Origin of the sequence: Serratia sp. HMSC15F11, assembly GCF_001808215.1 — a bacterium.
Lineage (GTDB): Bacteria > Pseudomonadota > Gammaproteobacteria > Enterobacterales > Enterobacteriaceae > Serratia > Serratia nevei.
In genome coordinates this window covers 1-566 of record NZ_KV792454.1, presented here as the reverse complement: position 1 = coordinate 566, position 566 = coordinate 1, and the positions used below count along the sequence as shown (strand labels likewise).

Genomic DNA, 566 nt, shown 5'->3' with positions numbered 1-566 from the left:
GGCGGGATTCTTTCCGCCGTTATGATGGCAGTGACTGTTGCCGCAGCCTTACATACTGGTGGAATTGCGGTAGGCTGGGCGGCTGTTGGCTGGGGTGCTGCTGCTGGTGCCGCTAGTCTTATTATGACTTCAATGATGACTTCTTTACCGGGCAACATGAAAGGCTATGGGGATAGTGCCAGTACTCCCAATCGAACAACAAGCCCGCAAACAGGTTTACCGATTGTGTATGGCGGTCAGATGCCACACAAAGATACTAGTAATGGTTCATTCGTTTTTCTTGGTTCTATTGTGCCTTGGTTCAATGTGAAAGATAATGATTCTCAATATCTCTTTACCGAACATACAATTGCTTACGCGGGCGTACAAAAGTATATCAACCAGATCTATATTGATAATGATCCAATTCTAATTGATGGTTCACCAATTACTGAAGATGGTATTGTTAATCCGAATAAATTCATTGATAAATACAAGAACAACTTACAACTAGAAGTACGTTTTGGTGGCGATTATACCAGTACTAAATCATTGGCACAGCAATATGCAGGGCCGAAGTGGACGGA

Annotated in this window: 1 pseudogene; it reads left to right on the top strand. The window is 43.3% G+C overall.

Features of this window, described 5'->3' with window-relative positions:
* Positions 1 to 566: pseudogene (locus tag HMPREF3138_RS26320) on the top strand (fibronectin type III domain-containing protein); the annotation flags it as partial.